Below are 2,127 nucleotides of genomic sequence, written 5' to 3'. Positions count from 1 at the left end.
CGACCCGGCATAATCGGCCGGCGCGCCGTCATTGTTGCCGACATGCCCGATCGCGTCATCGTTGAACTATAACGCCGCGTGTTATAGTCTCCCTCTGAGAGGATTGTTGGTGCCGCGCATCTTCAAGAACGCCTGGTTTCAGCGGTTCGCGCGCAGGGAGCGGATAGACGATGCGATGTTGATCGACGCCGTTGCCCGCGCCGGACGCGGCCTGATCGATGCCGACCTCGGCGGCGGCGTGATCAAGCAGCGGGTGGCGCGGCCCGGCGCGGGCCGATCAGGCGGATATCGCGCGTTGCTCTTCTTCCGTAGCGGCGACCGGGCGGTTTTCGCTTTTGGTTTCGCCAAGAACCGACGCGACAATGTATCGGAGGCTGAACTGGCCTTGCTGAAACAGGCTGCAGGCGTTGCGCTGGGCTGGCATGATGCGGCGCTGGACCGGTTGGTGGAAACGGGCATTTTGATGGAGATCGATCATGACGGCCAAGACTGATGCACCGACCTATCGCGGCGACATTGCCGGCTCGATCCACGAAATGATGACGGGCGCATGCGAATCGGGCGTGGTGTCGCGCGAGACGCTCAGGACCTTCGATCGCGCATGCCTGATCGAAACGCCGATCCTCGCCGGCGCCGACATCCGCGCGTTGCGCGAGCGTGAGCATGTCTCGCAACCGGTGTTCGCGGCGTATCTGAACGTCTCGCGCAACCTGGTATCCGATTGGGAGCGCGGCGTGAAGCGCCCTGGCGGCCCGGCGCTACGGCTTCTGTCGATCATCGCGCGCGACGGGCTGGCAGCGGTGGGATGAGCAACGCCGCCGAACTCGTACCGGTCGGGCATCCCCCCATGGCGTGATAAGCGGGCGCCAAAAGTCACGAAAGTTCACGAGGTCGCGGTTGTCGTGAGCTTGCCCCCGGGGGAGCGCAGGCGGGTTCAAGCAGCCAAGAGCGGTGTTAGGTATAACGCCGTGGCTGCGGGCACGCAAAGTTAGTGAAGGTCGCGCACACGGCACCCGAAATGGCGTGTGAGGATTGAAGGAGGCAGCGGGTCAAAGAGCGGGAAGCGGGTTATCGCATGGATCTGGCTTGTAGGACAGCCGTGGAAGGCGCTCTCTGCGGCAACAGAGCACTCCGCGACAAGTTGAGGTGCAGCCGGCGATAATCCCGAGGCCAATCAGGGTGTTACCGAGGACGATCGGGGCGCGATCGGCGTTGCAACGGGCTGCACGCGCCAGACGCGATTTCCGGTGCAGCGAGAGGAGCGGCATGGTTCGGGGATTGCAGATTGGGCGTCATTGACGTACGTGGCGGGTAATGCAGACCCGTCCGATCACCGTTGCCGAGACGCAGGCGTTCGTGCGGTCGGCGGAGAAGGTATGGAACGAGCAGGAGCTGGCCGAGCTGGTCGATCACCTCGCGCACAACCCGGAAGCGGGTGACCTGATCCCCGGCACGGGCGGAGTGCGCAAGGTGCGCTGGGGACGGTCGGGCAGCGGCAAGCGGGGCGGCGCGCGGGCGATCTATTTCTACTACCGCCCCGATTGCCCGCTCTACCTGCTGCTGGCCTATGCGAAGGCGCAGGCGACCGACCTGACGCCCGAAGAGAAGAAGGCCGTCGCGGCGTTGGCCGCGACCATCAAGGCGATGGCGGATCAACGAGGAGATGAACGATGAGCGATCTTGGGACCAGCTTTGGCGAAGACCTGATCGCGGCGATAGAAGAGGCCGCAGCACACGCCCAGGGACGTGGCAAGGTGGCGCGCGTCCACACGATCGAGGTGCCCGATGTCCGCGCGATCCGCGAGGGGCTGGGCCTGTCCCAGCAGGCGTTCGCTAGTACCTACCGCATCCCGCTGGCGACCTTGAAGGGCTGGGAACAGGGACGCCGTCAGCCCGACGCGACCGCGAGCGCCTACCTCTCGGTCATTGCCCATCTGCCGGCCCAAGCCCGCGATGCGCTACGCGCCGCCTAGCCGTCGTCCTGGGCCGCTTCGGCATCGAGTGCGGCGATGCGGCGTCGATGTCGTGCCAGGCGATCCCGCCATCGGCGTGTCCGATCGGCCGGCGATCACGCTAGAGCGGTTTTAAGCTGATTTGAATCGTGAGGGGATTCACAAGAGCGTGGTT

General features: G+C 65.0%; 4 protein-coding genes. All 4 read left to right on the top strand.

Going from position 1 to position 2,127, the window contains the following annotated elements; translation table 11 throughout:
- Positions 1–109: 109 nt before the first annotated feature.
- Positions 110–493, top strand: a complete 384-nt coding sequence (locus ACFE7K_RS15745) for a type II toxin-antitoxin system RelE/ParE family toxin (protein ID WP_375399137.1) — start codon at positions 110–112, stop codon at positions 491–493.
- On the top strand, positions 477–809 hold the full coding sequence (locus ACFE7K_RS15740) for a helix-turn-helix domain-containing protein (RefSeq protein ID WP_375399136.1): 333 nt from the start codon (positions 477–479) through the stop codon (positions 807–809). Before ACFE7K_RS15745 ends, ACFE7K_RS15740 begins: the two co-directional genes overlap by 17 nt.
- Positions 810–1,314: 505 nt before the next feature.
- On the top strand, positions 1,315–1,674 hold the full coding sequence (locus ACFE7K_RS15735) for a type II toxin-antitoxin system RelE/ParE family toxin (protein ID WP_375399135.1): 360 nt from the start codon (positions 1,315–1,317) through the stop codon (positions 1,672–1,674).
- A complete protein-coding gene (locus ACFE7K_RS15730; RefSeq protein WP_375399134.1) occupies positions 1,671–1,973 on the top strand; it encodes a helix-turn-helix domain-containing protein in 303 nt (100 codons plus the stop codon). The genes ACFE7K_RS15735 and ACFE7K_RS15730 overlap by 4 nt, the downstream gene beginning before the upstream one ends.
- Positions 1,974–2,127: the final 154 nt, after the last annotated feature.

Source organism: uncultured Sphingomonas sp. (genome assembly GCF_964244265.1).
Classification (GTDB): Bacteria; Pseudomonadota; Alphaproteobacteria; order Sphingomonadales; family Sphingomonadaceae; genus Sphingomonas.
The sequence above is the reverse complement of the archived record's forward strand: the minus strand, read 5'-3'. Positions and strand labels throughout refer to the sequence as shown.

Excerpts from the sequence above, each read along its gene's own strand:
- ACFE7K_RS15735 (WP_375399135.1), top strand. The coding sequence starts at position 1,315 with ATGCAGACCCGTCCGATCACCGTTGCCGAGACGCAGGCGTTCGTGCGG.
- ACFE7K_RS15740 (WP_375399136.1), top strand. The coding sequence starts at position 477 with ATGACGGCCAAGACTGATGCACCGACCTATCGCGGCGACATTGCCGGC.
- ACFE7K_RS15730 (WP_375399134.1), top strand. The coding sequence starts at position 1,671 with ATGAGCGATCTTGGGACCAGCTTTGGCGAAGACCTGATCGCGGCGATA.